Here is a 25,439-nt window from a genome sequence, read left to right as displayed (position 1 = left end):
CGAATTGCTAAAATTAACTCCTCGCTTATAAAAGCGCTAATATTAAAAATTTTGACTATCATTTATTTGATTATTAAATTTTTCTATATTTAATTTAATAATCAAAGCCTAAAGGAGTTAGAACAGCTCCTCAAGTGAACACTAATCACTAACTGAAACTTATTTTATGAAAAGAAAACTACTTTTTTTCTTATCGTTGTGCTTGATGCATTTCATTGCATTTGGACAAGACCAAACGATTACAGGAACAGTAACTGACGCTGTAACCAATCAGCCCATTTCTGGAGTTACCGTTCGTGCAGTTGGAAGCAACTCTGCAGCACAGACCGATGCTCAGGGACGCTATGAAATCGGTGTAAGTGCTTCTATCAAAGCCTTACATTACACTTTTGTTGGCTATAGCTCCCAACAGCTGAGCATCGACAACCGTAAAAACATCGATGTTCAATTGACACCTGCTGCTGCAGACCTGGAAGAGGTTGTGGTAGTGGGTTATGGTACTCAGATCAAAAAGGACATGACCGGATCAATCGCCAGTGTAAAAATGTCTGATTTGGAAGATGTACCTCTACAAACTGTTGAAAGTGCCCTGCAAGGTCGCGCACCTGGGGTATTTGTCAACTCAAGCTCTGGAAAATTAGGACAGGCCCTACAGATCCGTGTTCGAGGTATTTCCTCGATCTCAGCAGGTACTCAACCTCTGTATGTCATCGATGGAGTGCCAATTATTTCTTCTGCCATGGGTACTTATGATGAACCAGATAACCCATTGGCAGCCATCAGTCCTGATGACATTGAATCCTTGGATGTATTAAAGGATGCTGCTGCTACAGCAATCTATGGTGCCAGAGGTTCGAACGGTGTAGTGATCATCACGACCAAAAAGGGTAAAGCTGGAAGGACAAAATTTGAGTTAGGCTACTTTGGGGGTTTCAGCGATCCAACCAAAAAGGGTGAATTCCTGAATGGAACCCAGTATAAGGAATTATTGGGCACTGCCCTGAACAATGGCGGATACATCGGAACCGGTGAAGACCAATATCCTACTTTAGCTGAATTTTGGGAGGATTGGACCGGGTCGGATGATTGGGACAAAAACTACAACAGCAATTGGGTAGACGAAGGATTGAGAAGAGGTGGAATCCAACAATACAGCCTAAATGTATCTGGAGGGGATGAAAAAACAAGATTTATTGCTTCTGGAAGTTATAACGACAATAAAGGTGTTATTATCGGCAACCGCTTTGTAAGGACCTCCGGCCGTTTAGGTTTGGACCATTCGGCAAATTCCTGGCTAGATGTTGGCGGTACGATCAATATCAATAAAATTGACAACTACCGTGTTAGCAGTGACAATGCCTTTTCAAACCCTTTACAATTAAATGCCCTTCCCCCTATCCAAGCGATCAGGGACGAGAATGGAGTATTGAACAATTATACTGTTTATTATAACAACCTGATTGATCTTGAAAATGGCAAAAACCTTTCAAACACCTACCGTACATTCGCAACGGCTTATGCCAGTGCTAAGATTAGCCCTAACCTGATCTTCCGTTCGGAATATGGTATGGATTTCCAAAACCTGGAGGAAGAAATCTTTCTAGGATCAAGAACCCAAGATGGTGGTGATGTTGGAGGTTACGGCTGGAATTACCAAGCCCGCTCAATCAATTTCAATACCAACAATACCTTGAACTATAGCAAGACATTCAATGAAATCCATGATTTCAGCGCGATGTTAGGTATGGCTTATCAAGAAGGACAATTAAGATCCACCATGGCTGAAGGTAAAGGTTTTCCTTCAGACCAATTCACTAAGATCATCAGTGCAGCAATAAAATCAAACGCCAGTTCATCTGAGTCTAGGTTCTCATTCCTATCTTACCTAGCGAGAGCTAACTACAAATTCAAGAACCGCTATTTATTGGAAGCGACCTTACGTATTGATGGGTCTTCCAGATTCGGTAAAGAATCTAGATATGGTTCCTTCCCAGCGGCTTCAGTAGGTTGGGTGGTTTCTGAAGAGGACTTCTTAAAAGGCAACTCAACCCTATCATTCCTAAAACTGCGAGCAAGTTACGGTCGTACCGGTAATGCCGAGATTGATAACTTTGGACCAAGGACACTGTACACCGGTGCTAACTATGCCGGTGTTCCGGGAACTGTTCCATTGAGATTAGGCGATGAAAAACTGACTTGGGAAAACACAACTTCAAGCAACTTCGGTGTTGACTTTGGTTTCTTCAACGATAGATTATCTGGAACCATCGATGCTTATTTCAAGAAAACAACCGACCTATTATTGGATGTGCCTATTGAATCTACCAATGGATTCACGACCATCCTTCAGAACGTAGGTGATATGCAGAACCGCGGTATGGAATTCGCATTGAATTCTAAAAACTTTGTTGGCGAATTTAAATGGAGCACTTCATTCAATATCTCCTTCAATAAAAACAAAATCTTAAAGTTGGTTGATGGGCAGCCTATCTATCCAGGAGGTCGCTATTTGGGTAGAATTGAAGAAGGTATGCCTTATGGTTTCTTTTACGGTAAGGCCTATGCTGGTGTAGATACTGAAAATGGTGATGCTTTATATTATTTGGACGCAAGTCAAACGACAACAACCAACGAATACTCGGAAGCTGCTGATCAATGGATTGGCGACCCTAATCCTAAGTTCTTTGGTGGTTTCGGAAACAACTTCTCCTATAGGAGCTTCGATCTAGCCATCCAGACGCAATTTGTTTATGGCAATGATATCTACAATGCTGCAGGAGGTTTCCAATCAACCAATGGTGATTACTTCGATAACCAGACTTTAGATCAAATGGACTATTGGAAGAAACCTGGCGATGTGACCATGATTCCGCAACCTCGTTTTGATGAAGGAAATGGAACAAGACCTTCTTCTCGCTATATTCAAGATGGCTCCTACTTCCGTGTTAAAAATGTTGTCCTTGGTTATAACTTACCTTCTAGTATTGCCAACAAAGCTTATATGCAATCGGCTCGCATCTATGTTTCTGCTACAAACTTGTTGACTTTCACTAAATACAACGGTTATGACCCAGAGATCAACACGACCTTTGCCGGCAGGTATCAGCTAGGTACTGATTTTTATACAGCACCGCAGCCTAGAACGATCACATTTGGAGTTAACATTGGTTTTTAATCTTCTAAGCGAACTATCATGAACATCATAAAATATATTACAATTCCTGCTGTGGCAGTTGCACTGACCTTGGGATCATGCGGAAAAAAACTGGAGATTGAGCCTGTCGACGATATTTCGGCTGAAAAGGCACTTTCTACCCCTGCAGATGTAAACAATGCCCTCACCGGTGCTTATACCATTATTGCAGAAGGCGCATTATATGGAACGAACCTGGTTATGGTTCCGGATCTATTTGCCAGCCCTGGTTATTTAAACTGGACTGGATCCTTTTCAACTTATCGAGACATCTCGAATCAGAATATTATTGCAACCAATGAGGATGTTACCCGTACCTGGACCAATGCTTATCAGGCGATCAATGCCGCCAATACAGTCCTAGAAGCACTTCCTATCATCACTGATGAAGATATGAAGGCCCAAATTGAAGGTAAAGCTTATTTCATTCGTGGTATTATGTTCTTTGAACTTGTGCGTCTCTATGGCTTACCATATGAAGCAGGTGGAGCTAATTCAACCCCTGGTGTACCTATTCCCCTGAAAGCGGTTACTAAGTTTGAAGACCTGATCAAAGGGATTACGAGAAGCACAGTGACAGAGTCCTATGCACAGGCGGAAAAAGATCTATTGGCCTCCATCGCCAAATTAGCAGATTACCCTTCTGACCTAGCAGCCTCACAAGGGATGTTGGCACGTCTATATTTACAACAAGGCAAATATGACAAAGCTAGGGACCTAGCCAATGATATCATCGAAAGTGGAGAGTATGAGCTATCTCCGACTTTGGAAGCTCCTTTCCGTACGCCAAATTCTTCTGAAGGCGTATTTGAGATTCAACAGAACGAACAAAGTAATGCTGGTTCTTCTAATGATGGATTAGCAACATTCTACTCTAGCTATTTGAACAATACAGGTGGAAAAGTTGGTCGTGGTGATTTGAGCATCTTGAATTCCTATTACAACACTTTTGATCCTACCGATAAACGCAGAACACAGATGATCTATGATGGCACTGGCGCCAAATCGGGTTGGTTTACCAAAAAATGGTACAATTATTTTGACAACATCCCAGTGGTTCGATTGACCGATTTGTATCTGATGCGCGCTGAATGTAACTTCAGATTGAGCACTGCCATCGGAGCCGATCCATTAGATGACATCAATGTACTACGTGAAAGGGCTGGACTCGAAGATCTAGAAGATCTGACCTTGGACGCTATCTTATTGGAACGTAGTAAGGAATTGGCCTTTGAGGGTCACAGATTGCACGACCTGAAGAGAACAAAAAAGAATATTGGTTCTCTTCCGTACAATTCTCCGAAAATGGTATTCCCTATTCCATATAGAGAAATCTCAGTGAACCCTGCATTGGTACAGAATCCAGGTTATTCACAATAAAAGATTATATAAAAATAGCGGTCTAAATTAGACCGCTATTTTTATTAAATACCTATACTTTATAAAGCTTTAATCCAAGCTGTAATGTCCTTTAACACTTCTGGACTAATTGTTTCTTCAATTTCAGCATATTCACCTACAGCCCCAGTTTTAGCATTCTGGAACAAATGGTTTAAGTTTGGGTAGACCTTTGAAAGGTCTTTTTTGTTTTTTGGAAGATTGTCCGTTAGGCTTTCTATATTTTCAGCAGCGGGCACTTGGACATCCTTGCCCCCAAACGCTGCGAATGTAGGGATCTTGATCTTTTTGATAAATGGCACGGGATCTATCTTGATGAAATGACGGAACCATGGAGTCACCAAAGCAGCTAGCTGATCAGCACTTTCCATATTTTGGCTACCGCTTACTGAACGCATATTATTACGTATGGCGTCAAATGCCTTGTCGCCAGGAAGGTCGGAGGCCATAATCTCATAATTCTTCTTGATTATTGCACGTTCTGCTGCAGAAATATCCTTTCCTTGTGATTTCATGATTGCTGCATTCTGGAGAATCATCAGAGAGTCCATCCTTATCGTTGGACCAGCCAAGGTCACAATAAAATTCAACCCACTAGCTTGTTGCCCTGCGAGGATCGTGGCTATCAATCCGCCTTCACTATGGCCTATTATCCCAACTTTCATTGGATCTACTTGGGCTTGCTTGCGCAAGAAACTCAAAGCTGCAAGTGCATCTTTTCCAAAATCACCCGTAGTAGACTTCGCAAAATCGCCTTGGGATTTCCCTACTCCTCTATCATCATAACGAAGAACCACAATATTGTTCTTAGTCAGGTAATCCGCCAATACCTTAAATGGCTCATGGCCCATTAAAGTTTCATTCCGATCCTGAGGACCGCTTCCAGAAACCAATATCACTGCTGGATATTTACCTGGTTCTTTGGGCTTGGTTATCGTTCCAGCAAGAGTTACCTTGTCTATTTTATTTTCAAATGTTACATCTACGGTATCATAAGAATATGGAGGATTTACGCGTTGGCTTCGTTTAAAAGTACCAGCTTCACTGGCTTGCTCAGCAGTAAGTTTGTTAAGGACTAATTCGGTCTTTAGCCCCCCTTGTTGAAACTTGCCATCGATACTCTTGCGGTCAGTGCTGATCTTTCCAGCATATTTTACGCCCATACTTTTCAGCTCCACAAATATCGAATCACCTTCGGCAAGAATGCTTGTCAAAGGAAATCTATTAGTGCTCTGTTTAGGACTCTGCATTGTCCCTTCCCAAGCTCCATTGTATTTAAATTCAAAGATTAATGGCAATTCCATCCCTGAAACCTGCAAAGCTCCCTTCCAGTTTCCTTCAAAGGATTGTGAAAATCCCATGGAACATGAACAAAACAGGACCAGTGCCAAAAAATAATTCTTCATATACTTAAAAATAAGGGTTTAATACATTCAAAATAACGTCCAAAACCAAAGTCAACAACACAATCGCTATAGTATGGAACAGTTTATTACTGTTGATGGCAATTTTCATACCTCTAACGAGTAAATGAAAAAAATAATAAATGGAAAAAATACTGAAGATTCCCGCCAAGGTGATGATCCCCAAATTAATAGGTGAAATATTTAGCTTATCAATATTACCTTTTTCAATTTCACCTTTAAGACCATCCATGATTCCCATAATAAAAGGATTCAATAGAAAAAGGGCAATAACAACCAATACGCATTGCGCAATGAGCACTGAAATCAACACATCCAATAGTCTGGTCTTGGAATAATTGAACCTTGCATAGGCATACATTAAGGCAGTTAATGCCCCAGAATTGATCAGACCATAGATTAAATATTTCCAAAATGGCCTTGGATCAATAAAATGTAATTGAATAATCCCGTTGTTAATAAAATGGAAGAAAAACCCTAATATACTCAGCAGCAGAAAACCTAAACTACCAAAAATCAATAATTTACGACTAGTTACATCCTCAAATGGATTTAACATGATATTGACAAAATCTCTAGAACTCATCTTTGTAAGGTTTATATTGGTTTATTATTTTTTGGATCTCTTCAGGTTTTTGGGTCCCAATCATTAACTGGCTTCCGTCTTTCATGATCAATTGCAATCCTTGATCTCCTTTGGCAGAATAGGCTTTTCCCCACTTCCCTATTCTGTAACCCCAGCCTCCAAAATCCGCAAATGTATAGGTCCTAATATACGCAGAAGCAATGTCAGACCATGGAATAAATTTATTCCAGATAAAAGGGATGAAAACGATACGGATTCCTTCGGAATCATAGGTAGTCTTTAATTTAATCAGTAATAAGAACAGCAACACGATTACTGACAGCAGAAAGCCACTGGTTTTGAATACATCCATATAATAGGGACTGATGGCAAAAACTTGGGCAGCTATAACCGCTAAAATGATTAAGAGCAACCAAGTGGTCAGCATATTTTGATTTTCTTTGAATTTCATGATTTTACTGAAGGTTTTTAACTTTATCTATCAATTCATCAAGCTTATTCCTAACGGTTGGATAGCTCTTTCCTAATTTATTGGCCATTTCCTTGAGACTTCCAGAGTTTAATAGAAACTCAATAATGAAGTCCTGTTCCTCAGGTTCCAAACGCATCAATAAAGGAAAATTAAATCTTCCAGCCACCTCTGTTTCGCAGTTGCTACAGTGCAATTTTACCACAGACATTTCATTATCGCATGCCGGACATTGAATAGGAAACTTCATATATTATAGATTTACTTAAATAAAGTTAAACAAATATTTAATAATATTTAAACTGTGTTTAACATTTACAATTTAAGAATTGAAGAAAGGGATAAAATATACTAATTCGTATATTTGCTCAATTTTAGTTTACAGATGAGAAAGTTATTAGGATTTATCCTTACTCCGATATTTTATATTTGTTTTGCATTATCATTATTGATATTCCATCCCATTCAATGGTTATGCTTGAAACTAGGGGGCTATGCCGCCCATAAGAAAAGTGTTGATATCCTAAATGGCTTTCTGGTAGCATGTAACTATACCCTATTCAACAGGACACAGTTTATCGACAATAAAAACATTCCAGTTGGTAAACCCATTATCTTCATTGCCAATCACCAAAGTACCTACGATATCCCACCTTTGATTTACTTTTTGAGAAGATTTCATGGTAAGTTCATCTCTAAGATTGAATTGATGACCGCCAATATTCCAAGTATCTCTTTTAACCTAAAACATGGGGGAGCGGCCAATATTGACCGAAAAGATCCTAAACAGTCAATTGCAGAGATCTTGACCCTAGCCAATAACATGAAAAAGAATAATTGGTCTGCATTTATTTTTCCTGAAGGGACAAGGACTAAAACCGGAAAGATGAAGTCCTTCTCTGTAGGTGGAATTGCGACTTTGATGAAGAAAAACCCAGAAGCACTCGTTGTTCCAATTGCAATTAATGGATCCTATAAAATGGTAGAATGGGGAGCATTTCCACTTAGGCCTTTCACCCACATGTCTTGGGAGGTTTTGGATCCCATTGATACCACGGGATTAAATCCAGAGGAGATTGTGAAGAAAGCCGAAGATTTGATCCGCGCCAAGGTGAAGGAAGAAAATCTGTAGAACTATTTGACGGTTCTGCCTTTCCAATCGTACTTACCTATATTTCCCACCACGCCGATATAGACAAAATAGAGCGAATGGACTACAGTTAGCAATGGTAGGTTCCAAAGCAGCTCCTTTCGGTTCACGAAGCTAAGGATGGGATAAAGAAAAGCCAGTTCCACCAACATCTTCATCATCAGGGAGGTTAATACCAGTTCACTAGCATCGTAAATACCAAACAACAGAAAGATCAAGCTCAGCAAAAAAGAAAGATTGAAGAGCCAGATACACACGCCCAATACAACTACCTTCTTGTCCTTATATTTGGTACTTTTTGAAGCCCAACGCTTTCTTTGGCTTAAGAATGATTTTAGGTTTTCTTTGGCATCGGTGTAAACTATTGCTTCTCTAGATTTACAGAAACCGATCCTGTCGGCATGTTTTTCCGCAACCTTATGCAGTAATAGCTCATCGTCGCCAGAAGCCAATTCATCAATACCATTAAATCCACCCATCTCAAAGAACAATGTCTTTCTATAAGCAAGGTTGGCACCATTACAGGTCGTTGGATTTCCGTTGCCTATTCCCGCTGCCCCTAAACCAATAAGGTAAAGGAATTCCAAGGTCTGCAAGCGTTCGAAATAAGATTGTTCCTGATCGTAACATACTGGAGAGGAAACCATCAGTTTATCTTGGCTTTCCATATATTGAACTATGCTCAATATCCATTTGGAGCCCATTCTACAGTCTGCATCGGTAGTAATGATTATATCACCAGAAGAAGCGTGAATAGCCTTGTTTATGGCAAACTTCTTATAAGAATTGAGTTTATTTCCTTCATTTAGGGTGATTAGCTTTACCCCACGGTCCGCATAACGGGTGACGATCTCTCCTGTCCTATCCGTAGAATGGTCATCAACCACGATCACTTCCAGTAAATCTTTAGGGTATTCCTGACTGACAATACAATCCAACGTATTGCCAATGTTTGACTCTTCGTTCCGGGCAGCGATAATTACTGTCACTTTTGAAAGGGGCATAATGGATGTTAGATGAAACATTGGCAGTTTCATCCAGCCATTTCGCATATAAAGGACCAATACCACATAGATAATGGTCATAATAAATAGGAAAAAACTAAGATTTATTATCACTGATATAATTCACGTTAAATACAAAAAACGACCCTATGATTGCCGGAAAAATGAGGTTAACAAACCAAACACATGAAACAATGGCCATCACTGCAATTTCTTGGGTCGTAATATACGCATACAAATTGCTGGCTACAAAACTACGAACACTAAAGTCAAAAATATCTAAGGAAGGAACGGCAGATTGAATAAAAAACATAATAAAGATCATTAATACCATTGAAACGAGCGGCAGCTCTGGTAATATGACCAACATCAAAATTATATATTGCGAAGTAAAAATGGCAAAGCGAAAAGCAGACAGCAGGAGCACATAGGCCAATTCTTTAACGGTAAAATCTTCCAGGACCGAGAAGAACGGCTTGATCTTCCGCAAAAACTTTACTTTCCCTACCAGATAATCCACCCAAGAGACATTGAAATACAAGATCAAAAAGGCCAATGCATAGATTATGGCTATTAACCAAACCCCAAAATCCACTGAGGCAGGAGTTTCCAAAAAGGTCGTCACGAACCAAGCGATGCTCAAAGAACCAAAAACCGAAGTCAAAACCAATTGAGCAAATAATCCTACTCCCATCGCAACAGCGCCAGTAGCCCTGTTCTCGGGTTTCAACAACATCACCCGCCCACCGTATTCACCAATCCGATTTGGAGTGAATATTGCCCAGGTAAGTCCACAAAAAACTGATTTAATAGCCTTCCAAAGCCCTAACTTCTCTATCCTTCGACTTAGATATTGCCACTTTTTAACTTCAAGAAACCAATTGAAAAACATTAAGAGCACAACGACCAGCAATACCAATCGGATCGTAAGAGGGTCGATCTGATGGATAAGGTGTTCAAACTCCTTCAAGTTCTTTTGATTATTCACCTTGCTGACAACAAACCACATCGCCAACGCAACAATGGCTACTTTAATCAATAGATTGAGATATTTTCGCTGTGTCTTCGTCAATTTTGTCTAAGAAAGCACAATTTTAATAATTTTTTAATTAATAACCGTTTTTAGAAAGCAATGTTTAGAAAATCGTATTATTGCATATGCAAAAAGAACCGGCTAAAGAGAGGATTATTTTGGGAATTGACCCTGGAACGGTAGTTCTGGGTTATGGAATATTGAAGGAGGTGAATAAAAAAATATCCTTGATCACGCTTGGTGTCATAAAAATGGGGCATCTGGATGACCATGGCCTCAAGCTCCAACGCATCTTCAAAAAGACTAGCGCATTGATCGCAGAATACAAACCAGACTGTGTAGCTTTAGAGGCACCCTTCTACGGAAAGAACATCCAAGTCATGCTAAAGCTGGGTCGTGCCCAAGGAGTAGCGATGGCAGCTGCCCTGAACGCCGATATCCCAATCTTTGAATATTCCCCCCGAAAAATAAAACAATCCGTTACAGGCAGCGGAAATGCGAGTAAGGAACAAGTGGCGGCCATGTTACAGACGCTACTTAGCTTCAAGGAAACTCCAGAGTTCCTGGATGCTACCGATGGCCTTGCTGTTGCGGTATGTCATGCCTTTCAACAAAATCAATCCACCGGTGGAAAAAACTATTCGGGTTGGGAAGCTTTCGTAAAGGATAACCAAAAACGAATCCGCTAAAGCTGGACCTGCCGTATGACATTCTTGACGTTGAGTTCAATAATATCGGTCATACTCTTGCATTTGAAGTAATTTTCATTCTCATAGTACCTTGCATAGCCTTCTTTCAGTTTCTCAATATTCTCTTTTGTTGAGAGTTGCTGTGTACTGGAGGCATCACGGAGGTCCTTGATACGATGCCTTTCGCTTCGAACCCGATGTACAATGGAAGATCTTTCTTCTTGCTGATACTGCAGGACCGTCTTCTCATTCAAATGGTCCATGGACAATTTGACATAAGGTAAGTTTTCCTTGAAGAATTGCGGAAGATACACCTTGATGTTCCCTTCATAGAATTGCTGGTCAAAATCAATAGCACGAATCCTAAATTGGAAATCATCAAAATCCGGAGTGATCTGCATCACGAAATTATAAGCCCGCATGTCCCCTAACATTGAGATCACACAACGTTCATTAAACTTGACAAACTCCTTCGCTATTCTCGTCTGGTTGTAATCCGGAGCGTCCATCTTGGTCTTGGCAAATGTATCCCCAGGAATCCCCACAATATGTTCTTCCACCAAGGTATCGCGATCATAGAGATAATTGACTTGGTTTGGAGATACAATCTCTTCCAGCTCCAATCCATAGATCCTGGATGCATCCGCTTGCTTGATATAGAAATAATCATAGACATCATTCAGTCTATTGACAATTTTGATTCGGAAGGGATGGGTATTACCAAAAGCACAGAATTCAATCTTTTCGATGACTTTATGCTGCACAATCCTGGTATTACCGGAAGCCTTCAATTGCGCATATACGATCTTGAGCTGGTCATATAGGGTATCTTGTATATGGGGCGGATATAAAGGGATTTCCCACAACGTATCATTGCCAAACTTGTCCAGGGAAGGAATCGTTTCTTGGAAATTCAAAAGATCGGAATAGGTCATGGGCAATTTACCATCCCGCTGATAAGCTTTTAGATATTTCAACAAACCCGTACCCACTGGAAAAATTGGCTTTTTCCTCGAAATCTTTACATCATCTTCTTTCATAACAAGCATTTGTGACTGAAACTAAAGTACGAAAAATAGTTGTTGTATACATCAATGAAAAAATGCTAAAAAAAATGACGTAATTTTATCATTCGAACATTAATATAACAATAATTGTTATTATTTTTGAAAAAATCAGAAAATTGAAAAATTTATTTGAAAGGCTTATAAATGGAAGAAGCTCCCCGGGCGAGGAGCTTCAACGCTAACCAATTATAAACCTATGTTATTTTGAGGGAAGTAATTACAAACTTTAGTGTTTTTTACCTCGTTTGTTATGACAAATTTAATTTTTTCAATAATTAAATAGAAATTTATTTGATTTTTTTAGATATTTTTAAAAACCTTATTACAAATTAACACACAAATACCATTTTTATGGAAAAAAACTATTCAAATTACGATTTAGACAACCTAGATGTTCAAATTTTATCCATTTTAATGGAAGATGCCTCAATTCCATATACAGAAATCGCTAAAAAACTAATAGTTTCTGGCGGAACCATCCATGTTCGCATGAAAAAAATGGAAGAATTGGGAATAATCAGAGGTTCTAACTTAATTATCAACCCTCAAAAGGTTGGATTTGACATTACTGCCTTCTTAGGAATCTATTTAGAGAAGGGTTCTCAGTATTCGGATGCTGTTGAACAGTTGAAACAAGTGAAAGAAGTGGTGGAATTACATTACTGTACTGGTCAATATAGTATGTTTGCAAAGATCATCTGTAAGGACACATCACATTTACGCAAAGTTTTGAATGAAGACATCCAAGGATTGAAAGGAATTCAACGTACAGAGACCATTATTTCCTTAGAAGAGAGCATCAAAAGACAAATCACCTTATAAGAACTGTATAAAAAGGAGATTTTTATCTTAGAACTACCATCTAGAGATAAAAAAAGCGGGCCTTGGCCCGCTTTTTTTATTGAATTTCTTATAATATCCCTTTCAGAAGGTCGATATAGTACCGAACCCCATCATTTATTTCTTGCAAATAGATAAATTCATCCGCAGTATGTGACCTCGCCGAATCTCCAGGTCCCGTTTTGACGGACGGAATATTCAATATGGCCTGATCACTCATCGTCGGACTGCCATATAATTCTTTCCCCAAAGATTTCCCGGATTGAACAATTGGATGTTCAATTGAAATCGAAGAAGGATTCAGGCGCGTAGAACGTGGCTCTACCGAAGATTTCACATGTTGTCTGATCATTTCCAAGACCTCCAGGTTACTGTACACATCGGTAGTCCTTACATCCACCACAAATTTACAGCTAGCCGGCACCACATTATGTTGTGACCCTGCTTCTATCATGGTGACACTCATCTTTACCGGCCCTAAAAACTCCGACTGTTTTGGAAATTGATAATTCTGGAACCAATTGATGTCTTCAATCGCATTATAAATCGCGTTTTCACCCTCTTCCCGTGCGGCATGACCAGATTTACCCGCCGCTTCACAGTCCAAAACCATCAATCCTTTTTCCGTCACTGCCAAATTCAACAGGGTGGGTTCACCAATAATGGCAAACTCACAAGGTTTGATGTGTTTATACGCTTCTTCTAAGCCTCCTTTACCAGAAACCTCCTCTTCAGAGGAAGCTACCAAACAAAGGTTAAACGGCAAATCATCACGGTCATAAAAATAACGGAATGCAGCAATCAAGGAAACCAAACACCCACCGGCATCATTGCTCCCTAAGCCGTACAGCTTACCATCCTCAACGATAGCCTTAAATGGATCTTTGCTATAGCCAGGGTTGGGTTTAACGGTATCATGATGCGAATTCAACAGGACATAAGGTTTTGAAGGATCTTCAAAACGGTTATAGGCGACCACATTGTTCCCTATCCTTTCAGTAGCTATGCCATGCTGCTGAAAATACTCCACAAGCAATTGAGCAGTCTGATCCTCTTCCCTACTGAATGACTGAGTTTCAATCAATCCTTTCAAGAGTGAGGTACTGTCTTCAATCAGTTGGGCAATATCAATCATTATATAGGCCTCCAGCTTTTTTAGCAGACAATTTTATTCCTTTAATGAAAGCAGAACTGAAACCGTTGTGTTCCATTTCGTTCAATCCTGCAATGGTACAGCCTTTTGGAGAAGTTACCTTATCGATTTCACTTTCCGGATGGCTCTCCATCTGCAGCAACAGGTCGGCAGCACCTTTGGCCGTTTGAATGGCCATTTTTAAGGCGTCGTGAGCATGGAAACCGATCTCAACACCACCTTGTGAAGCTGCCCTGATACTTCTCAGGAAAAATGCGATTCCGCAAGCACATAGTGCCGTCGCGGAAGTCATTAAGTCCTCATTGATGACCACCACAGATCCTACCGATTCAAAGATCACCGATACATCCTGGATTTTGTCCTCAGGAGCACTGTCAGTGGCAATACATGTCATGGACTGCCCTATCGCAATAGCCGTATTCGGCATTGCACGGATAACAACCTTATCTTGGCCCAATACATCCTTGATATCCTGGCAAGTTACACCAGATACCACCGATATAATGGTCTGAGCGGGAGTCAGTAAAGGAGCCAATTCATCCATCACCTTTCTGATCTGCTGGGGGAGAATGGCCAATACAATAAATTCAGACCCTTGAATCGCTTCAGGGTTTGAATCGCTCACCGTAAAACCTTCTTCCTGTTCCACAGCCAAGGACGCCAGATTGCGCCTGGTGATGGTAATCTCATTAGCTTTGCAATATTTAGATTTCACCAGCCCTTTGGCCAATGACAACCCTATATTCCCGCCTCCAATAATTGTTATCTTATTCATTATATTTAAGTTTAGGCAATCAAGCAGGTTCCAAACTTCCGTTGCTGGAAGAGGTGCAAGTTATTGGCATGTCCGATATAGACATTACTGACACCCTTGGAAATCGCTTCAAATGCATTGTATAGTTTAGGGATCATTCCATCATGAATGGTCTTGCTATCTTTCAATCGTTCAAAATCAACCGAACGAATGGTCTCAATAACCGATTGCTCATCATTAACATCCAACAATACACCATTTTTATCGAAACAATAGATCAATGAAACTTCATATAGTTTGGATAGCGCAACAGCCAAGGAAGATGCAATGGTATCGGCATTGGTATTCAATAATTGTCCATTACCGTTGTGGGTAATAGCGGAAAAGACAGGAATAAACTCCGCCTCCAATAGTTTTTTGATAGCCAATGAATCAATCGAATCAGCAAGGATATCGCCTACAAACCCATAATCGATTTCCTTAACCGGTCTTTTTACCGCTTTGATCACATTCGCATCTGCTCCGCACAATCCTATGGCATTGCAATTGTATTTCTGCAGGGAAGCAACCAAGTTTTTATTGGTAAGGCCAGCGTAGACCATGGTCACGACATCAAGCATGGCAGCATCCGTAATACGTCTACCTTCCACCATCTTGGCTTCAATGCCCATATCTGAAGCCATACGCGTGGCGATCTTTCCACCTCCATGCACCAGGATCTTTCGACCTGGCAATGCAGAAAATTTCTCTAAAAATTCCTCTAATTGCTCCGGGTTGTCAATGACATTCCCACCTATCTTGATAATATTTAATACCGACATCCTATATTTTAACCCTTCAAATCTTCCAACATTCTTTTCAATACTACCTGCGCAGCCCATACCCTATTGCTGGCTTCCTTGATCACCAATGAATTTGGACCATCCAATATCTCAGAAGATAGCTCCAAGTCCCTACGCACTGGCAAACAATGCATCACTTTTGCATCATTGGTCAATTTCAATTTCTCATTGTCCAAAAGCCAATTCTCATTGACCGGATAAACCTCTCCATACTCCTTAAATGACGACCAGTTCTTCACATAAACAAAGTCTGCTCCTTCCAAGGCCTCATCCAGGTTCGTCGAGATATTGGCACCAGGAGTAAAGTCCTCGGAAAGTTCATAGCCTGCAGGATGAGCAATGGTAAAATCTACCAAACCTTCTTCCTGAGCACGGCACATCCATTCTGAAAAAGAATTGGGAACAGCTTGAGGTAATGCCTTCACATGCGGTGCCCAAGCCAATACAACCTTTGGTTTATCTGTATTTTTATATTCCGTAATCGTGATCAAATCTGTCAAACTTTGCAATGGATGCCTCGTTGCACTTTCCAAGGAAACTACCGGAACGCCGCAATATTTGATAAATTTATTGAATAGGTCTTCCGAATAATCCGCTTCCTTATCTTTCAATGTAGGAAATGACCGCAGACCAAGAATATCACAATACTCTCCCATTACAGCCGCAGCTTCACGGATATGTTCCACTGTTGTTCCATTCATGATCACGCCATCGCGCGTTTCCAATGCCCAGCCATCCTTATCCATGTTCATCACCATGACGTTCATGCCAAGGTTCATCCCTGCCTTTTGCGTACTCAAGCGTGTTCTCAAACTTGGATTAAGAAATACCAAACCCAGCATTTTATGCTTCCCCAGGGTTTCATTGGAATAAGGGCTAGCCTTAATTTCTAAAGCCTCTGTAACGATGTCTTTCAGATTATCTACGTCTGCTACGGAAAAAAACTTCTTCATTTAATCTATTTTGATTTTTTATGCCTTTAATCTCTCTTCAAAAGCAGTTAAAAATTGATCAGCAATCTTATTGGTAATATTTAGTGCAGGCAACAGACGAATCACATTAGGTTTCGCCTCACCCGTAAAAATCTTGTTTTTTGACAACAAATCCTTCTTCACATGGGCCAATTCAGTTGGTAGTTCAATCCCAATCATTAAGCCTCTACCTCTCACTTCCAATACCTGATCAAACTTCTTAAGTTCTTCGATCAGATAACTGCCTACTTTTGCTGCATTTTCCATCAGGTTATCTTGCTTGATGATATCCAATACAGAAACAGCTGCTGCACATGCCAAATGGTTACCACCGAAGGTCGTACCTAACATGCCATATGAAGCCTTGAATTTTGGAGATATAGCAATCCCTCCGATTGGAAACCCATTGCCCATTCCTTTAGCCATCGAATAGATATCTGCATCTATTCCGGCATAGTCATGCGAGAAGAAGGTTCCAGTCCTTCCATATCCACATTGAACAGAATCCGCGATAAATACGGATCCATATTGGTCACACAGACTGCGGATCAGTTTCAAGAAAGGCACCGAAGCTTCACGGATACCTCCTACCCCTTGGATTCCTTCAATGATTACGGCAGCTATTTCTTCGCCATTTTCCTTGAAGGCCTTTTCAAGTGCCTCTTCATCATTGAAAGGAAGGAATATTACATTATCAGTTTCATTTACAGGAGCAACGATAGCTGGATTATCTGTAGCAGCTACGGCTAAAGACGTACGTCCATGGAAGGATTTTGAAAAGGCGATTACCTTTTTTCGTCCGGTATGAAATGATGCTAATTTCAAGGCATTTTCATTGGCCTCAGCACCAGAATTACAAAGAAACAAGGTATAGTCGGTCTTACCCGAAACTTCACCTAATTGTTTCGCTAATTGTTGTTGAATAGGGATCATGATTGAATTGGAATAGAATCCAATTTTATTCAACTGATCCGTGATACTTTTCACATAATGTGGATGGGTATGGCCAATGGAGATAACAGCATGACCTCCATATAGATCCAAATATTCAGTTCCTTGTTCATCCCAAACAGTAGAGCCTTGCGCTTTTACGATGTTGATAGGGTTAACAGGATAAACGTTAAATAGTTCCATGAAATGAAATAAATATGCTAAAGTTTAGTTTTTCAAATGTACAAATAATTAAATAGCTGAACTTACTATAAAAGCGTATAAAATAAAAAAGTCCTCTTGGATAAGAGGACTTTTCTATGATTCGTTTAAAGATTATTCATCAACTTTTTTTCCGCCGTCTAATTCGGCTTTAAGTTTTTCTAATTCTTCAAATTTTCCATCTGCAGCTAATTGTGCTTGTTCAGCCCAAGTAGTTGGATCTGCAGTGTTAAAGTTAGAACCAGCTTCAGTTAAGATTTCTTTAACTTTCTCAGCATCAGTTTTAGCTAATTCAGCGTAAGTTGCAATACCAGCAGCTGCTAATACTTCTGCAATCTTAGGACCGATACCTTCAACAATGGTTAAATCATCGCCAGCTTTAGTAGCTTTTGCCTCTTTTGATTCAGTTGTTGGAGTAGCTTTCTTTTTAGCAGAACCACGACGTCGAGTAGATTTTTTCTCAGTTTGAACAGTTTTACCGTAGATTTCGTTGTAATCAACTAATTCGATAAATGCCATTTCTGCGTTGTCACCCAAACGGTTCTCTAATTTAATGATACGAGTGTAACCTCCTGGACGTGATGCCACTTTTTCTGAAATCTCGCGGAACAAGATAGAAACTGCATCTTTGTCTTTCAAGTAAGCGAATACCGTACGACGTGAGTGTGTAGTGTCGTTTTTAGATTTTGTAATCAAAGGCTCCACATAAGTACGTAACGCTTTTGCTTTTGCTAAAGTCGTAGTAATACGTTTGTGTTTGATCAATGAAGTCGCCATGTTAGCTAACATCGCCTTACGGTGACTGTCAGTGCGGCCTAAGTGATTTACTTTTTTTCCGTGTCTCATTTTAGTTTTGATTTTGTGCGTACCGTTCTTTTTCTATGGACTGTAGTCCATATACTCCGGAGGAATTACGCAGCAGGTCGCTTATATTATTTAATTATTATTCTTCGTCCAATTTGTATTTAGACAGGTTCATACCAAATGATAAACCTTTTGATTTAACTAACTCTTGAATTTCGCTCAATGATTTTTTACCAAAGTTGCGGAATTTCAACATATCAGCTACATCATATGTAACCAATTCAGCTAAAGTGCGGATATCAGCAGCTTTCAAACAGTTCAATGCACGAACTGAAAGGTCTAAGTCTACTAATTCTGTTTTCAAGATCTTACGCATGTGTAAGATTTCCTCGTCAACTACTTTAGTTTCTTCTTTAGTTTGTGACTCTAACAACATGTTTTCGTCAGAGAACAACATAAAGTGTTGGATCAAGATTTTAGCTGCTTCTTTCAAAGCATCTTCTGGATGAATAGAACCATCAGTAGAGATATCTAACAACAATTTCTCGTAGTCAGTCTTTTGCTCTACACGGTAGTTCTCAATGGTATATTTTACATTCTTAATTGGAGTGTAGATTGAGTCAATCGCAATTACTCCAACAGGACCATCAACCACTTTATTTTCCTCTGCATTAACGTATCCGCGGCCTTTTGCAACTGACAATTCAACTTCTACAGTTACTGAACTATCCATGTTACAGATGACCAAATCAGGATTCAATACAGTAAAATTATTGGAAAACTTCGTAATATCACCAGCTGTAAATTGATCTTGACCATTGATAACCACAAAGATCTTCTCGTTATCGCCTTGCTCACCTGATTTCTGGAAACGTACTTGTTTCAAGTTCAAGATGATCTCTGTAACGTCTTCTACTACGCCTTTAATCGTAGAGAATTCGTGCGACACGCCTGAAAATCTTACCGACGTAATTGCATATCCTTCTAAAGAGGACAATAAAATACGGCGTAAAGCATTACCAATAGTAACTCCAAAACCTGGCTCTAGTGGACGAAATTCAAAGGTACCATCAAAATCAGTTGATTTCTGCATGATAACTTTATCCGGTCTTTGAAATGCTAAAATTGCCATTTATGTTCTTTTAAGTTTATTTACTATTTATGAAAACAACAACATGCATCTATGACAATGCATGTTGTTATTAATTATTATTTAGAGTATAACTCTACAATTAAGTTCTCTTTAATGTTTTCTGGAATATCAGCTCTTTCAGGGAAATTAACGAATGTTCCTGTAAGTTTGTCTGCATCCCAATCCAACCAGCTGAATTTGTTGATTTTTCTTCCAGCTACTGAGTTTACGATTGCCTCTAATGATTGAGAACGCTCGCGAACTGCAATAACATCACCTGGACGGATACTGTATGATGGAATGTTAACTACTTGACCGTTAACAGTAATGTGCTTGTGCGAAACTAATTGACGAGCAGATGAACGTGTAGGAGCGATGCCTAAACGGTAAACGATGTTATCTAAACGTGCTTCTAATAATTTCAAGAAGTTCTCACCTGTAACACCTTGTTTTGCTGCTGCCTTAGCAAATAGGTTAGCGAATTGACGCTCTAATACACCGTAAGTGTATTTTGCTTTTTGCTTTTCTAACAACTGAATTGCGTATTCAGATTGTTTTCCTCTTCTTTTTGATGGTCCGTGCTGACCTGGAGGATAATTCTTTTTTTCTAATGCCTTATCTGGGCCGAAAATTGGCTCTCTAAATTTACGAGCTATTTTGGACTTAGGTCCTGTATATCTTGCCATTTCTTATTCTGTTTGAAGTATCAATCAGCCTATAGCTGACGAATCTTATCTTAAACAAATCTGTTATTAAACTCTTCTGCGTTTTGGAGGACGACAACCGTTGTGAGGAAGTGGAGTAATATCCTTGATCGTGGTTACGTCGATACCAATACCTTGCAATGAACGGATAGCTGACTCACGTCCAGCGCCCGGACCTTTTACGAAAACTTCAACTTTACGCAATCCTAAATCATGTGCAACTTTACCACAGTCTGATGCAGCTTGTGATGCAGCGTATGGAGTGTTCTTTTTAGAACCTTTAAAGCCCATTTTACCAGCTGATGACCATGAAATTGTTTGACCTTGATTGTTAGTCAAAGTTACGATGATGTTGTTAAAAGTAGCGTTGATATGAGCTTGTCCTACAGGCTCGATAACTACGATACGTTTTTTAGTAACTTTTTTACTTTTAGCCATTTCTTACTTATTATTTAGTAGCTTTTTTCTTGTTTGCAACTGTCTTACGTTTACCTTTTCTGGTACGAGAGTTATTCTTAGTACGTTGTCCACGAACTGGAAGGTGTTTACGGTGGCGTAATCCACGGTAACAACCAATATCCATTAAACGTTTAATGTTCAACTGAACCTCTGAACGTAAAGCGCCTTCTACCTTAATCTCATCATTGATGATTGTACGGATAGCTGCTAATTGATCATCATTCCATTCTTGAACCTTTACATCTTGACTGATGCCTGCTTTCTCTAGGATATAAGCAGCAGTAGAACGACCAATACCGAAAATATAGGTAAGGCCAATGATGCCTCTTTTGTTTTTAGGTAAATCTATACCTGAGATCCTTGCCATATAATATTTTAAGCGATTATGTTAAAATTAACCCTGACGTTGTTTGAACTTAGGGTTCTTTTTATTGATTACAAATACTTTTCCTTTACGACGGATAATCTTACAATCCGCACTACGTTTTTTTATTGATGCTCTAACTTTCATTACAGTAAATTTTTAAAAGCTATTTTATTGAAGAAACTTACGTTTACTTATAGCGGTATGTAATTCTTCCTTTTGTTAAGTCGTATGGTGACATCTCTAACTTCACTTTGTCACCTGGTAATATTTTAATATAATGCATGCGCATTTTCCCAGAGATATGTGCAATGATTTCATGCCCATTCTCTAATTCTACGCGAAACATCGCGTTAGAAAGCGCTTCTTTGATTATGCCGTCTTGCTCAATCGAGGCTTGTTTAGCCATATAATCTATTATTTTAAATGATGATATACCCGCAAACAGGAGTGCAAAGATAAATAAAATAATTGAATACCAACTACTTTTTATTTAAAACTTTCTCTATCGCGTCAAAATTCAAAAGCACGTCCGGACTACCTTTTCTGATCGCCACCATCTGTTCAAAGTGTGCAGAAAGCTTTCCATCAACTGTACTCACTGTCCAACCATCATCCCAGAACTTGACCCCCGCCTTACCGGCATTGATCATCGGTTCGATACAGATTACCAATCCTTCTTCCAACTTCGGACCTGAACCACGTTTCCCGTAATTCGGAACCTCAGGTTTTTCGTGCAAATGAAAACCAACTCCATGACCTACCAATTCACGAACAATCCCATAGCGATATGGTGTTACATATTCCTGAACGGCAGCTGAAATATCGCCGACACGTTTCCCTGCGATTGCTTGATCGATCCCCGCTTGCAACGAACCTTTTGTTACTTCTAACAATTGTTTCGCCTCCTCAGAAATCTCTCCTACAGCAAAAGTATAAGCAGAATCACTGATAAAACCATTCAAATTCACCCCTCCGTCAACCGTTACGATATCCCCATCTTTCAGAACATAGTCACTCGGAAATCCGTGCACGACCTGGTCGTTCACAGAAATACACAATGAATAAGGAAAGCCTTGATAGTTCAAGAAAGCTGGAGTCCCTTTATGATCTTTAATAAAATCAAAGGCAAACTTATCTAGGGATAAGGTCGTGATGCCCGGTTTTACTAATCCTGCAATTTCAGCAAGTAACTGCGAGAGTACATTTGCTGACTCTCGCACTTGCTCAATTTCATCTGCTGTTTTATAATATACTTTAGACATTCAAAATTATAATGCGGATTGATCATAGCCTTCAACTGTAGTCGCAGTGCTTCTACCTTTGACGCGGCCTGTTTTCATCAACCCATCATAATGACGCATTAACAAATGACTCTCAATTTGCTGAATCGTATCCAGTACAACACCTACTAAGATCAATAGGGATGTACCACCATAGAAATGCGCAAATTGATTGTTTACTCCAAATAATGTTGCAATTGCCGGCAAGATCGCAATGATCGCCACAAATACAGCACCAGGGAAGGTAATATGTGATATTACGTTGTCGATAAACAAGTTGGTCTCATAACCTGGCTTAATGCCCGGAATAAAACCACCGTTCTTCTTCATGTCCTCAGACATCTGCTGTGGGTTCACCATAATCGCTGTATAGAAGAAGGTAAATGCAATGATCAACAAGGCAAATACCACATTATACGTTACGGATGTATAGTTACTCAACGAGTTCAGGAAATCTGACTGGACGTTCGGGAAGAACTGGGTCAACGACATCGGTAAAAACATAATCGCCTGAGCGAAAATGATTGGCATTACACCCGCCGCATTTACCTTTAAAGGAATGTATTGACGCACACCACCAATCTGTTTGTTACCAACGATTTTCTTCGCGTATTGTACAGGGATCTTACGAACACCTTGTACAACCAAGATCGTGAAGATCACGACGAAAAACAGAGCGACAAACTCCAATAACAATGGAATAGGACCACCACCACTCGGGCTCATTCTGGATGCCCACTCTGCAGTAATACCTGCAGGAAGCTGAGCAATAATACCAGCCATAATGATTAATGAAATACCATTACCAATTCCTTTATCGGTAATCTTTTCACCTAGCCACATCACAAACAATGTACCCGCTGTCAAAACAACTGCTGATAGAATGGAGAACATTGGATCCGCAATAGTCTTAGCTTCTGGTCCGATTTGAGTCTTCACATAGGCTACGGCTTGAACCAACGTAATCGCTACGGTAAGGTAACGAGTGATGTTGTTCATTTTCTTACGGCCAGATTCACCTTCTTTCTGCATCTTTTGAAAAGCAGGAACAGCAATCCCCAATAGCTGAACTACGATAGATGCCGAGATATAAGGCATTACACCAAGAGCAAAGATCGCCGCACGGGAGAAGGATCCCCCAGCAAACATATTGATCAAGTTCATGATGTCATTACCACCTTCTCTGTTTACTACCAACGCTTCTGGATTGACACCTGGTAAAACCACGTGACAACCAACGCGGTATATTAAAAGAAATAGTAACGTATTAAGAATACGGTTACGTAATTCTTCTATCTTCCATATATTGGTTAAGGTTGTGATTAGTTTCTTCATGTATTATTACAATTTAACGATAGAACCACCTGCTGCTTCGATAGCTTTTTGTGCTGAAGCTGAAAATGCATGGGCCTTTACTTCTACTTTTGCGCTGAACTCGCCACGACCTAAGATTTTAATCAAGTCATTTTTTGAAACTAATCCGTGCTCTTTCAAAGTATCGAAATCTACAGTGGTTAAGCTGTATTTCTCAACGATAGCTTGTAAAACATCTAAGTTAACACCTACATATTCTACACGGTTGATGTTCTTAAAACCAAATTTAGGTACACGACGTTGAAGAGGCATTTGACCACCTTCGAAACCGATCTTCGTAGAGTTACCTGAACGGGAACCTGCTCCTTTGTGACCACGTGTTGATGTACCACCACGGCCAGATCCTTGTCCACGACCAATACGTTTTTTAGTTTTAATTGAACCAGCTGCTGGTTTTAGATTACTTAAGTTCATTTTTAATCAAATTGTGCTACGCCTTCGCTCTCACTAAACAGGCCTTAGCATTCCATAAATTTATTAACAAAGAATGGAAAGGAAGTGAGTATCCTTTCCATCTATTCTTATTAAATGGACTCTACAGCCACTAGGTGGTTCACTTTACGAACCATACCAATGATTGCTGCTGTAGCTTCAACTTCTACCGAATGGTTGATCTTTTTCAAACCTAATGCTTCGATAGTTTTCTTTTGGCGCTCGCTTCTGTCGATAACGCTCTTTATCTGGGTGATTTTAATTTTTGCCATGATATTAACCGTTAAATACTTTGTTTAAATCGACACCACGTGTTTGCGCTACTGTATATGCGTCACGCATATTAGCTAATGCATCGATCGTTGCTTTTACCACGTTGTGTGGGTTTGAAGAACCTAATGATTTTGCTAATACGTCTGTAATGCCTGCAGACTCCAATACCGCACGCATAGCACCACCTGCCAATACTCCGGTACCACTTACAGCTGGTTTGATCAAAACTGAACCACCTGAATATTTACCGTATTGCTCGTGAGGTACTGTACCTTTGATAATAGGAACCTTTACTAAGTTTTTCTTTGCATCATCGATACCTTTAGTGATAGCTTCAGTAACCTCTTTAGCTTTTCCTAATCCGTATCCTACGATACCGTTCTCATCTCCAACTACAACAATAGCTGAGAAACTGAAGGTACGACCACCTTTGGTCACCTTGGCTACGCGCTGGATGCTTACTAAGCGATCTTTTAATTCGATTTCGCTTGATTTTACTCTTTTAATATTGCTTAATGCCATTTTCTTCTTTAATTAAAAGTCTAAACCGCCTTCGCGAGCACCTTCAGCCAATGATTTGATACGGCCATGGTATAAGTACCCATTACGGTCAAAAACTACTTTGCTAATTCCTGCTGCAACCGCTTTCTCAGCAACTAATTTACCTACTTCTTTCGATTGATCTACTTTGTTTCCTGATCCAGCAAACTCTTTTGACAAAGTGGATGCTGAAGCAATTGTTTTACCAGTTGTATCGTCGATGATCTGTGCGTAGATGCCTTTGTTACTTCTAAAAACCGTCAAACGAGGACGTTCAGTTGATCCAGCCAGGTGTTTTCTAATTCCTTTTTTGATTCGCTCTCTGCGAGTTGATTTAATTCCTGCCATG

30 protein-coding genes are annotated in these 25,439 nt (G+C 39.8%); 5 read left to right on the top strand and 25 right to left on the bottom strand.

Features of this window, described 5'->3' with window-relative positions; translation table 11 throughout:
- Positions 1-166 precede the first annotated feature (166 nt).
- Together ACWICE_RS14850 and ACWICE_RS14845 are read left to right on the top strand one after the other, a co-directional pair.
- Complete coding sequence (locus ACWICE_RS14850) at positions 167-3,175, top strand: SusC/RagA family TonB-linked outer membrane protein (protein ID WP_454298671.1); 3,009 nt, start codon at positions 167-169, stop codon at positions 3,173-3,175.
- Between the two features lie 18 nt (positions 3,176-3,193).
- Positions 3,194-4,573 (top strand): RagB/SusD family nutrient uptake outer membrane protein, encoded by a 1,380-nt coding sequence (locus ACWICE_RS14845; RefSeq protein WP_185213330.1) that lies wholly within the window; start codon positions 3,194-3,196, stop codon positions 4,571-4,573.
- A gap of 59 nt (positions 4,574-4,632) precedes the next feature.
- On the opposite strand, the gene ACWICE_RS14840 is transcribed toward ACWICE_RS14845, so the two are convergent.
- From ACWICE_RS14840 to ACWICE_RS14825, 4 genes are read right to left on the bottom strand one after another with little or no spacing between them, the layout of a single operon-like run.
- Entirely contained in the window at positions 4,633-5,997 is a 1,365-nt protein-coding gene (locus ACWICE_RS14840) for an alpha/beta hydrolase family protein (RefSeq protein ID WP_454298670.1), read from the bottom strand.
- A gap of 4 nt (positions 5,998-6,001) precedes the next feature.
- Entirely contained in the window at positions 6,002-6,601 is a 600-nt protein-coding gene (locus ACWICE_RS14835; RefSeq protein WP_454298669.1) for a hypothetical protein, read from the bottom strand.
- Positions 6,591-7,052: a hypothetical protein gene (locus ACWICE_RS14830; protein WP_185213327.1), complete on the bottom strand. Its 462-nt coding sequence runs from the start codon at positions 7,050-7,052 to the stop codon at positions 6,591-6,593. The genes ACWICE_RS14835 and ACWICE_RS14830 overlap by 11 nt, the downstream gene beginning before the upstream one ends.
- A gap of 4 nt (positions 7,053-7,056) precedes the next feature.
- Positions 7,057-7,320, bottom strand: coding sequence for a DUF2089 family protein (locus tag ACWICE_RS14825; RefSeq protein ID WP_185213326.1), 264 nt, complete (start codon positions 7,318-7,320; stop codon positions 7,057-7,059).
- A 135-nt stretch (positions 7,321-7,455) separates the two neighbouring features.
- Here ACWICE_RS14825 and ACWICE_RS14820 point away from each other — a divergent pair, with 135 nt between their 5' ends.
- Positions 7,456-8,202 carry a lysophospholipid acyltransferase family protein gene (locus ACWICE_RS14820; RefSeq protein WP_185213325.1) on the top strand — a complete coding sequence of 249 codons (747 nt, stop codon included), beginning with the start codon at positions 7,456-7,458 and terminating at the stop codon, positions 8,200-8,202.
- A 2-nt stretch (positions 8,203-8,204) separates the two neighbouring features.
- Here ACWICE_RS14820 and ACWICE_RS14815 read toward each other — a convergent pair whose 3' ends face one another.
- Together ACWICE_RS14815 and ACWICE_RS14810 are read right to left on the bottom strand one after the other, a co-directional pair.
- The gene (locus ACWICE_RS14815) at positions 8,205-9,305 is read right to left on the bottom strand and encodes a glycosyltransferase family 2 protein (RefSeq protein WP_185213324.1); all 1,101 of its coding nucleotides are present in this window, start codon (positions 9,303-9,305) and stop codon (positions 8,205-8,207) included.
- Positions 9,306-9,321: 16 nt separating this feature from the next.
- Positions 9,322-10,296, bottom strand: coding sequence for a lysylphosphatidylglycerol synthase domain-containing protein (locus ACWICE_RS14810; RefSeq protein WP_185217657.1), 975 nt, complete (start codon positions 10,294-10,296; stop codon positions 9,322-9,324).
- An 86-nt stretch (positions 10,297-10,382) separates the two neighbouring features.
- Between ACWICE_RS14810 and ruvC the strand changes: the two genes are divergently transcribed.
- Positions 10,383-10,946: a crossover junction endodeoxyribonuclease RuvC gene (ruvC, locus tag ACWICE_RS14805; RefSeq protein ID WP_185213322.1), complete on the top strand. Its 564-nt coding sequence runs from the start codon at positions 10,383-10,385 to the stop codon at positions 10,944-10,946.
- On the opposite strand, the gene ACWICE_RS14800 is transcribed toward ruvC, so the two are convergent.
- Positions 10,943-11,986, bottom strand: a complete 1,044-nt coding sequence (locus tag ACWICE_RS14800; RefSeq protein ID WP_185217656.1) for a hypothetical protein — start codon at positions 11,984-11,986, stop codon at positions 10,943-10,945. The genes ruvC and ACWICE_RS14800 overlap by 4 nt on opposite strands.
- A gap of 378 nt (positions 11,987-12,364) precedes the next feature.
- Here ACWICE_RS14800 and ACWICE_RS14795 point away from each other — a divergent pair, with 378 nt between their 5' ends.
- The gene (locus tag ACWICE_RS14795; RefSeq protein WP_185213320.1) at positions 12,365-12,835 is read left to right on the top strand and encodes an Lrp/AsnC ligand binding domain-containing protein; all 471 of its coding nucleotides are present in this window, start codon (positions 12,365-12,367) and stop codon (positions 12,833-12,835) included.
- 88 nt (positions 12,836-12,923) lie between these two features.
- Here the strand turns inward: ACWICE_RS14795 and ACWICE_RS14790 are convergent, their stop codons facing one another.
- The 18 genes from ACWICE_RS14790 to rplR form a co-directional block, all read right to left on the bottom strand.
- Positions 12,924-13,988 (bottom strand): M20 family metallo-hydrolase, encoded by a 1,065-nt coding sequence (locus tag ACWICE_RS14790; RefSeq protein ID WP_454298668.1) that lies wholly within the window; start codon positions 13,986-13,988, stop codon positions 12,924-12,926.
- Positions 13,981-14,781 carry a pyrroline-5-carboxylate reductase gene (gene proC, locus ACWICE_RS14785; RefSeq protein WP_454298667.1) on the bottom strand — a complete coding sequence of 267 codons (801 nt, stop codon included), beginning with the start codon at positions 14,779-14,781 and terminating at the stop codon, positions 13,981-13,983. The genes ACWICE_RS14790 and proC overlap by 8 nt, the downstream gene beginning before the upstream one ends.
- An 11-nt stretch (positions 14,782-14,792) precedes the next feature.
- Positions 14,793-15,581 (bottom strand): acetylglutamate kinase, encoded by a 789-nt coding sequence (gene argB, locus ACWICE_RS14780; RefSeq protein WP_185213317.1) that lies wholly within the window; start codon positions 15,579-15,581, stop codon positions 14,793-14,795.
- Positions 15,582-15,589: 8 nt separating this feature from the next.
- The gene (locus tag ACWICE_RS14775; protein ID WP_454298666.1) at positions 15,590-16,555 is read right to left on the bottom strand and encodes an acetylornithine carbamoyltransferase; all 966 of its coding nucleotides are present in this window, start codon (positions 16,553-16,555) and stop codon (positions 15,590-15,592) included.
- 18 nt (positions 16,556-16,573) lie between these two features.
- On the bottom strand, positions 16,574-17,707 hold the full coding sequence (locus ACWICE_RS14770; protein WP_454298665.1) for an aspartate aminotransferase family protein: 1,134 nt from the start codon (positions 17,705-17,707) through the stop codon (positions 16,574-16,576).
- Positions 17,708-17,839: 132 nt separating this feature from the next.
- A complete protein-coding gene (gene rplQ, locus ACWICE_RS14765; protein WP_185213314.1) occupies positions 17,840-18,571 on the bottom strand; it encodes a 50S ribosomal protein L17 in 732 nt (243 codons plus the stop codon).
- A gap of 97 nt (positions 18,572-18,668) precedes the next feature.
- On the bottom strand, positions 18,669-19,661 hold the full coding sequence (locus tag ACWICE_RS14760; protein ID WP_185213313.1) for a DNA-directed RNA polymerase subunit alpha: 993 nt from the start codon (positions 19,659-19,661) through the stop codon (positions 18,669-18,671).
- 77 nt (positions 19,662-19,738) lie between these two features.
- The gene (rpsD, locus tag ACWICE_RS14755) at positions 19,739-20,347 is read right to left on the bottom strand and encodes a 30S ribosomal protein S4 (RefSeq protein WP_093100379.1); all 609 of its coding nucleotides are present in this window, start codon (positions 20,345-20,347) and stop codon (positions 19,739-19,741) included.
- Between the two features lie 66 nt (positions 20,348-20,413).
- Positions 20,414-20,803, bottom strand: a complete 390-nt coding sequence (rpsK, locus tag ACWICE_RS14750; RefSeq protein WP_093100381.1) for a 30S ribosomal protein S11 — start codon at positions 20,801-20,803, stop codon at positions 20,414-20,416.
- 10 nt (positions 20,804-20,813) lie between these two features.
- The gene (rpsM, locus tag ACWICE_RS14745; protein ID WP_094257893.1) at positions 20,814-21,191 is read right to left on the bottom strand and encodes a 30S ribosomal protein S13; all 378 of its coding nucleotides are present in this window, start codon (positions 21,189-21,191) and stop codon (positions 20,814-20,816) included.
- A gap of 27 nt (positions 21,192-21,218) precedes the next feature.
- Positions 21,219-21,335 (bottom strand): type B 50S ribosomal protein L36, encoded by a 117-nt coding sequence (gene ykgO / locus ACWICE_RS14740; protein WP_013665024.1) that lies wholly within the window; start codon positions 21,333-21,335, stop codon positions 21,219-21,221.
- Positions 21,336-21,378: 43 nt separating this feature from the next.
- A complete protein-coding gene (gene infA / locus ACWICE_RS14735) occupies positions 21,379-21,597 on the bottom strand; it encodes a translation initiation factor IF-1 (protein WP_021071231.1) in 219 nt (72 codons plus the stop codon).
- 73 nt (positions 21,598-21,670) lie between these two features.
- Entirely contained in the window at positions 21,671-22,453 is a 783-nt protein-coding gene (map, locus tag ACWICE_RS14730) for a type I methionyl aminopeptidase (RefSeq protein WP_185213312.1), read from the bottom strand.
- A 6-nt stretch (positions 22,454-22,459) separates the two neighbouring features.
- Positions 22,460-23,806 (bottom strand): preprotein translocase subunit SecY, encoded by a 1,347-nt coding sequence (secY, locus tag ACWICE_RS14725; protein ID WP_093100387.1) that lies wholly within the window; start codon positions 23,804-23,806, stop codon positions 22,460-22,462.
- A 6-nt stretch (positions 23,807-23,812) separates the two neighbouring features.
- A complete protein-coding gene (gene rplO / locus ACWICE_RS14720; RefSeq protein ID WP_185213311.1) occupies positions 23,813-24,259 on the bottom strand; it encodes a 50S ribosomal protein L15 in 447 nt (148 codons plus the stop codon).
- A gap of 110 nt (positions 24,260-24,369) precedes the next feature.
- Positions 24,370-24,549, bottom strand: a complete 180-nt coding sequence (gene rpmD / locus ACWICE_RS14715) for a 50S ribosomal protein L30 (RefSeq protein ID WP_093100390.1) — start codon at positions 24,547-24,549, stop codon at positions 24,370-24,372.
- Positions 24,550-24,553: 4 nt separating this feature from the next.
- Entirely contained in the window at positions 24,554-25,072 is a 519-nt protein-coding gene (rpsE, locus tag ACWICE_RS14710; RefSeq protein WP_093100392.1) for a 30S ribosomal protein S5, read from the bottom strand.
- Positions 25,073-25,084: 12 nt separating this feature from the next.
- The gene (rplR, locus tag ACWICE_RS14705) at positions 25,085-25,438 is read right to left on the bottom strand and encodes a 50S ribosomal protein L18 (RefSeq protein ID WP_093100394.1); all 354 of its coding nucleotides are present in this window, start codon (positions 25,436-25,438) and stop codon (positions 25,085-25,087) included.
- Between the last annotated feature and the right edge of the window lies 1 nt (position 25,439).

The sequence above is a fragment of the Sphingobacterium sp. NPDC055346 genome (genome assembly GCF_053645235.1).
Note: the sequence above shows the minus strand (reverse complement) of the source record. Positions and strands in the feature narration are given on the sequence as shown.

Coding starts and splice junctions, on each gene's coding strand:
- proC (WP_454298667.1), bottom strand. CDS start 14,781: ATGAATAAGATAACAATTATTGGAGGCGGGAATATAGGGTTGTCATTG.
- ACWICE_RS14775 (WP_454298666.1), bottom strand. CDS start 16,555: ATGAAGAAGTTTTTTTCCGTAGCAGACGTAGATAATCTGAAAGACATC.
- rplO (WP_185213311.1), bottom strand. CDS start 24,259: ATGAACTTAAGTAATCTAAAACCAGCAGCTGGTTCAATTAAAACTAAA.
- argB (WP_185213317.1), bottom strand. CDS start 15,581: ATGTCGGTATTAAATATTATCAAGATAGGTGGGAATGTCATTGACAAC.
- ACWICE_RS14790 (WP_454298668.1), bottom strand. CDS start 13,988: ATGATTGATATTGCCCAACTGATTGAAGACAGTACCTCACTCTTGAAA.
- infA (WP_021071231.1), bottom strand. CDS start 21,597: ATGGCTAAACAAGCCTCGATTGAGCAAGACGGCATAATCAAAGAAGCG.
- ACWICE_RS14770 (WP_454298665.1), bottom strand. CDS start 17,707: ATGGAACTATTTAACGTTTATCCTGTTAACCCTATCAACATCGTAAAA.
- rpmD (WP_093100390.1), bottom strand. CDS start 24,549: ATGGCAAAAATTAAAATCACCCAGATAAAGAGCGTTATCGACAGAAGC.
- rpsK (WP_093100381.1), bottom strand. CDS start 20,803: ATGGCTAAAAGTAAAAAAGTTACTAAAAAACGTATCGTAGTTATCGAG.
- ykgO (WP_013665024.1), bottom strand. CDS start 21,335: ATGAAAGTTAGAGCATCAATAAAAAAACGTAGTGCGGATTGTAAGATT.
- ACWICE_RS14815 (WP_185213324.1), bottom strand. CDS start 9,305: ATGACCATTATCTATGTGGTATTGGTCCTTTATATGCGAAATGGCTGG.
- secY (WP_093100387.1), bottom strand. CDS start 23,806: ATGAAGAAACTAATCACAACCTTAACCAATATATGGAAGATAGAAGAA.
- rpsD (WP_093100379.1), bottom strand. CDS start 20,347: ATGGCAAGATATACAGGACCTAAGTCCAAAATAGCTCGTAAATTTAGA.
- ruvC (WP_185213322.1), top strand. CDS start 10,383: ATGCAAAAAGAACCGGCTAAAGAGAGGATTATTTTGGGAATTGACCCT.
- rplQ (WP_185213314.1), bottom strand. CDS start 18,571: ATGAGACACGGAAAAAAAGTAAATCACTTAGGCCGCACTGACAGTCAC.
- rplR (WP_093100394.1), bottom strand. CDS start 25,438: ATGGCAGGAATTAAATCAACTCGCAGAGAGCGAATCAAAAAAGGAATT.
- rpsM (WP_094257893.1), bottom strand. CDS start 21,191: ATGGCAAGGATCTCAGGTATAGATTTACCTAAAAACAAAAGAGGCATC.
- ACWICE_RS14850 (WP_454298671.1), top strand. CDS start 167: ATGAAAAGAAAACTACTTTTTTTCTTATCGTTGTGCTTGATGCATTTC.
- ACWICE_RS14830 (WP_185213327.1), bottom strand. CDS start 7,052: ATGAAATTCAAAGAAAATCAAAATATGCTGACCACTTGGTTGCTCTTA.
- ACWICE_RS14840 (WP_454298670.1), bottom strand. CDS start 5,997: ATGAAGAATTATTTTTTGGCACTGGTCCTGTTTTGTTCATGTTCCATG.
- ACWICE_RS14820 (WP_185213325.1), top strand. CDS start 7,456: ATGAGAAAGTTATTAGGATTTATCCTTACTCCGATATTTTATATTTGT.
- ACWICE_RS14835 (WP_454298669.1), bottom strand. CDS start 6,601: ATGAGTTCTAGAGATTTTGTCAATATCATGTTAAATCCATTTGAGGAT.
- ACWICE_RS14795 (WP_185213320.1), top strand. CDS start 12,365: ATGGAAAAAAACTATTCAAATTACGATTTAGACAACCTAGATGTTCAA.
- ACWICE_RS14800 (WP_185217656.1), bottom strand. CDS start 11,986: ATGAAAGAAGATGATGTAAAGATTTCGAGGAAAAAGCCAATTTTTCCA.
- rpsE (WP_093100392.1), bottom strand. CDS start 25,072: ATGGCATTAAGCAATATTAAAAGAGTAAAATCAAGCGAAATCGAATTA.
- ACWICE_RS14845 (WP_185213330.1), top strand. CDS start 3,194: ATGAACATCATAAAATATATTACAATTCCTGCTGTGGCAGTTGCACTG.
- map (WP_185213312.1), bottom strand. CDS start 22,453: ATGTCTAAAGTATATTATAAAACAGCAGATGAAATTGAGCAAGTGCGA.
- ACWICE_RS14825 (WP_185213326.1), bottom strand. CDS start 7,320: ATGAAGTTTCCTATTCAATGTCCGGCATGCGATAATGAAATGTCTGTG.
- ACWICE_RS14760 (WP_185213313.1), bottom strand. CDS start 19,661: ATGGCAATTTTAGCATTTCAAAGACCGGATAAAGTTATCATGCAGAAA.